Genomic DNA, 4,556 nt, shown 5'->3' with positions numbered 1-4,556 from the left:
TCTAATGAAGCTAGGCCAATTATTAGAACTGACAACGGCCCACAGTTTATTAGCCATGTATTTGAAGAAAGCTGTGAAAAATACGGCACAGAACACGAGCGTATTCCGCCCAAGACACCGAATAAAAACGCCCATATTGAATCATTTCATGCGATTTTAGAAAGCGACTGCCTGAGCAGGCACGAGTTTGTTAGTTATCAGGATGCGTATCAGGTTATTAGTGATTACATTCAGTTTTACAATAAACGCCGTATGCATGGCAGTTTATCTGACTTATCGCCTTTGGAATTTATCAATGAATTAGCAGCCGGCAAGGTTAAACCCTTTATTGTTAAGGTTTAGAAAGTATGTTTTTGGTGAGCCCCAGAGGTACCCGGGCTTGGCACTAGGCGCCGTAGGGTAGCCTTGATAGCACGTTAAAAGGGCTGTGGTACCATATATCACGACGGGCTGAACATGCTGCATGTTTTCGGAGCCGCCCGTCGGTAGCCTAACAACACCGCAGCCCTTAGGGCTGTCAAGGCCGCCGGCCTACCATTTAAAAAAACCTATTACCCCTACTTTGATGAAATTCTATGTAATTTGGAGATTGTGGGATACAGGCTCTAATAATAGGGGGTTAAACCGGTTAAACAACATTTTACCTATGCTTTTTATCCATACTGCTGCAATTTTGTAGCAGCATTTTCTTCCTATAGTCATGCCTCTAAAATATTCATAGTGCTGATAAGCGCTAAAATATTTTAAAGGAGCTTAACCATGACAAAAGAAGAAATTCTTAAAAAGTTGAAGTTTGACACCCAAATTAGGGAGCTGAGCCAAAACACTCAAGATGAGTATTACACAAAAGCCAAGCTTTTTCAGGATTATTACGACAAATCGGCAATAGAATTGGACTTCAACGATATCAAAAACTACCTGTATATGTAACCATTACTCCAGATGTAACAGTCGGAACAGTTGAATCTTTTATGTGGGTGAACCAGTAATTGAGGCATGTCCAGGGACACCGTTAGCGGAATGTACTTTCACGGTTAGTCAGAACATTTGTGTCTAGGTACCTTTGACGTTTTCTGGAACTGCTACAGCAACGCCATCAGGCATTGTTTGCGGCACGCCTGCAGTGGGAACCTGTACTGGTTGACTCAAACACAATGAGTGGAAGTATCCTGAACGCTTGACAAATTCACAGTGGAATGTCCAGCATCTGTTCATGAGACAATGTGCGTGCAAGCTGAAATAACCTTTACTTCAATGTTGAAATCGGAGAAATTTAATCTCTTTGCGTAGATAGATCACTGATTGGGGGCTCTGTTCCAAATCCATGTAAAGCGTTTCTTTTACAATAGCCCCTAATCATGTCTCTTGATAATCCAATGGCTTTTGCTATTTCTTTATACCCAAAGCCCTGATAGCGCAGTTTTATAATTTTTTGCGTTCATTTGTCATAAATTATATCCCCCCTAAGTGCGCACGTTGTGCGCTTCATATATATTTCGTAAGAAATCATCGCTCCTGCATTGCGATGTAAGACAACCGACTAACCTCATGCGAAAGCCTCTGGGGGACAACAGCATGTCGGTAAAGTCAGGATTAGACAACAAATGCTGTCGAGTGGTCTGGCGAGTCAGACCATATATGGTAAAGCCTGTGGGCTACTTCCGGGTCTGTGGCCGTGGTACCTGCCGGACGTAAACACCGGTATCAATAGGTATGCCCAATATTTTAGGGATTGGGTATAAGCAAGCCTATTGACGCACCTGCGGTAAGCAGGGTAACGACCAACCGGATACCTACGTATGGAGACACTATATGAAGCTGTCAAACGTGACCTGCCTAAGTGCCGCTCTCGGCATATGCCAGAGAGCCCTAACAGTAGCCCAACGGCCTTCTGTAATGGAAGGCACATGGTGAAGGGGGGCAGTATTCCAAGTTCCAATCTCGGAAGGAGTTGTTTTGAATGAAGCAATCAAAACTCATCGAAAGACGGGAAGGTTATCGCCGTCGGAACAATGCCGACCATTGCTATATCAACGGTACCTTTACCGGTTGTTCTACAACAGAGACTTGTACATCATCGCCTATAACTCCGTAAAGTCCAACGATGGAGCGGAGACCTCCGGCGCCGATGGTACCTCCCTGCATGGCTTCTGCGAGGAATGGATTACGGAGCTTATCGCTTCCATGCGCGACGAGTCCTACCAGCCGCGGCCAAACAGAACAACGATGATACCTAAAAGCAATGGTAAAATGCGTAAGCTTAGCTTTCCAAACGGAAAGGACAAGCTCGTTCAGGAGGCAGTCCCCATTATCCTGGAGTGCATCTACGAACCCACCTTCTCTAACCAAGGTGCTTTAAAGTCTACTCTTTTTAGAAATAAATATTTCTCTTCCGGTTGAAAGCCAGAATCAGGTAACGAGTCAGTTTGCAACTTCTTTGTCTGCTCTGCTCACTACTAGTACCGATAACAAGGATACGGTCGGTAACTGATGACATTATAACTGCACCAGATTTAGCTAGTATAAAACCTTTACTGACGTGACAATGGAGAGCTTTGAAAGCAATGCATTAATTTGATAAAATAGATAAATACCATATCATTGTTTATTTACCAGATAAAAAACATAATGCAGAGGAAACTAATGCTTAAATTATTAAGAGGTAGCTATCCTTATGGATTGCTGTTTGTTATACTATCTGCTATTTCATGGGGACTCGCTGGAGGATTTGCAAGCTTATTAATGTCAAAAGAATGGGACCCAATTGTAATTGCAAACTATCAAGGAATTATTGGCTTAATTTTAATATTTGGTTGGTTAATATTTAATAAAAATGAGAAAAAAATAAGTTTGTCGCTAGTAGCGTGGTCCATTTTGGCAGGAATAGGGCTTTCTGGAGGCTGGGGTTTATATTTTGTCAGCATTTCAAATACAAATTTAGCCGTTGCAACAACTCTTGTTTATACTGCCCCGCTTTTTGTATTTTTTATCTCTGCTATTCTAAAAACAGAAAGAATCACAATTTATAAATTTTTAGCCTTAATTTTTATTAGTTTAGGAATTATCTTATTAACAGGTATACATAGAACCCAACTAACTGGCATACATCCTTGGGGGATTATCAGTGGATTGTTAGCAGGTTTATCATATGCAATCTTAATTTTTAGTCTTAAATATGGTTCTGAAAAAGGAAATCTTTTAATCATTTTAAATTTAGCTTTTTTGATAAATTCTTTGATTCTTATGATATTTGCTGATAAACAACAACTTATAGAAGTTTTACATTCTTATGATATTTGGTGGTTTATACTCTTAGGTTTCACAGGGGGAGGTCCATCTTTTATTTTATATGTAACCGGTTTAAAAAATGTCTCTCCGGCCGTTGCATCTATTGTTGCAATATTTGAACCTGTCACAGCTTCACTTTTCGGGGTTATTATTTTAAATGAATATTTGACAGCAGTACAAGCGATAGGAATGGTTATTATTTTACTTACAATTACAATTTTAAGCTACAGTTCTGTTAAGCACAATGAGAACAGCGTAAAGTCTGATGAGTAATGAGAAAGTTTAGGAATCTTTACCACTAACAGAATTTAATGTAAAAAGCAGCGTTGCATATTTTATGCACGCTGCCAGTGAGAAAATTTTAATTAATTTTACTTTTGTTTAGGTTCCCATTTGAAATTGTCCAATATTTGGTAGACAGCTGGAGCCTCATCCTTTAAGCCTTTTTTAACCATAGTAGCAATAAACTGTGTTTCTTTTCCTTGGATAATGTTCTTAGGATCGTCTAGATATTTTAGGTCCCACTTAGCAAACATCCAATGGGGTGTCCAACCTGTAATTACAATCCACTCATTATTGTCAATAGCTTTTTAAGTGCAGCAACCAGATAGAGGGCACTTTGAGAGTAACCCTGCTATCCCCGGCAAAACCTCATCGGGCGTTATGGGTACTCTTTAGTATTGCCAAATCTTCCTGCACAACCTTCTGGGCATCTTGCCCGCCAATGGTTTTGACTCCTTCCAGCCAAAGATTCACTACATGCAACCAATTCCTTGGCCACTATTTCCGGATCGCGTTTCTTCTTCCCGTATTACATGATCCACAATACTTATGGTCAAACTTATCGGCATATTTATTCAAGTATGCAAGGGATTTAACTCCAGCATTATAGCTGCTGTTGCACCACCTCCGGCTGAGGAGACAACTTGACCCGTACCCCTTTTGATGGACAGTAAGAACACGTAGTATACTAGAAATTGAAAGGGGCAAAAAATATGGCAAGGCAATACAGTACAGAATTTAAAATGGAAGCTATAAAACGAGTAGAAGCTTCCGAAGGATCAGTGGCTTCTGTTGCAAGGGAATTAGGTATAAAAATCAACACGCTACATGGTTGGTTAAAAAGATATCGTGAAAAGCCTGAAGGGCCATTCCCTGGTAGTGGTAAGTTAAGCCCAGATGATGAATTGATAAGAAAACTTGAGCGCCAGGTCCGGGATCTTCGAGAGGAAAATGAAATCTTAAAAAAGGCGGCAGCTTACTTCGCG

The 4,556-nt window shown here is 40.6% G+C and carries 5 protein-coding genes and 1 pseudogene; 5 read left to right on the top strand and 1 reads right to left on the bottom strand.

Annotation, left to right across the window (positions count from 1 at the left end; genetic code table 11):
• The 4 genes and pseudogenes from BM056_RS25415 to BM056_RS25405 all read left to right on the top strand — a co-directional run.
• Positions 1–342 (top strand): integrase core domain-containing protein (locus tag BM056_RS25415; protein WP_131820856.1); only part of this gene is annotated, 342 nt, incomplete at its 5' end.
• Positions 343–759: 417 nt separating this feature from the next.
• Positions 760–930 carry a hypothetical protein gene (locus tag BM056_RS26505; RefSeq protein WP_165613724.1) on the top strand — a complete coding sequence of 57 codons (171 nt, stop codon included), beginning with the start codon at positions 760–762 and terminating at the stop codon, positions 928–930.
• 1,030 nt (positions 931–1,960) lie between these two features.
• Positions 1,961–2,346: pseudogene (locus tag BM056_RS25410) on the top strand (reverse transcriptase); the annotation flags it as partial.
• Positions 2,347–2,643: 297 nt separating this feature from the next.
• Positions 2,644–3,561, top strand: coding sequence for a DMT family transporter (locus BM056_RS25405; RefSeq protein ID WP_165613723.1), 918 nt, complete (start codon positions 2,644–2,646; stop codon positions 3,559–3,561).
• Positions 3,562–3,659: 98 nt separating this feature from the next.
• Here the strand turns inward: BM056_RS25405 and BM056_RS25400 are convergent, their stop codons facing one another.
• Entirely contained in the window at positions 3,660–3,824 is a 165-nt protein-coding gene (locus tag BM056_RS25400) for a glycine betaine ABC transporter substrate-binding protein (protein ID WP_274377597.1), read from the bottom strand.
• A gap of 459 nt (positions 3,825–4,283) precedes the next feature.
• Here BM056_RS25400 and BM056_RS25395 point away from each other — a divergent pair.
• Positions 4,284–4,556: transposase (locus tag BM056_RS25395; protein ID WP_131820843.1), on the top strand; the 273-nt coding region annotated here is incomplete at its 3' end.

It is taken from the genome of Desulfotruncus arcticus DSM 17038 (assembly GCF_900113335.1).
Taxonomy (GTDB): domain Bacteria; phylum Bacillota; class Desulfotomaculia; order Desulfotomaculales; family Desulfallaceae; genus Desulfotruncus; species Desulfotruncus arcticus.
This window is presented reverse-complemented; position numbering and strand designations above follow the sequence as displayed.

Coding starts and splice junctions, on each gene's coding strand:
- BM056_RS26505 (WP_165613724.1), top strand. CDS start 760: ATGACAAAAGAAGAAATTCTTAAAAAGTTGAAGTTTGACACCCAAATT.
- BM056_RS25400 (WP_274377597.1), bottom strand. CDS start 3,824: ATGTTTGCTAAGTGGGACCTAAAATATCTAGACGATCCTAAGAACATT.
- BM056_RS25405 (WP_165613723.1), top strand. CDS start 2,644: ATGCTTAAATTATTAAGAGGTAGCTATCCTTATGGATTGCTGTTTGTT.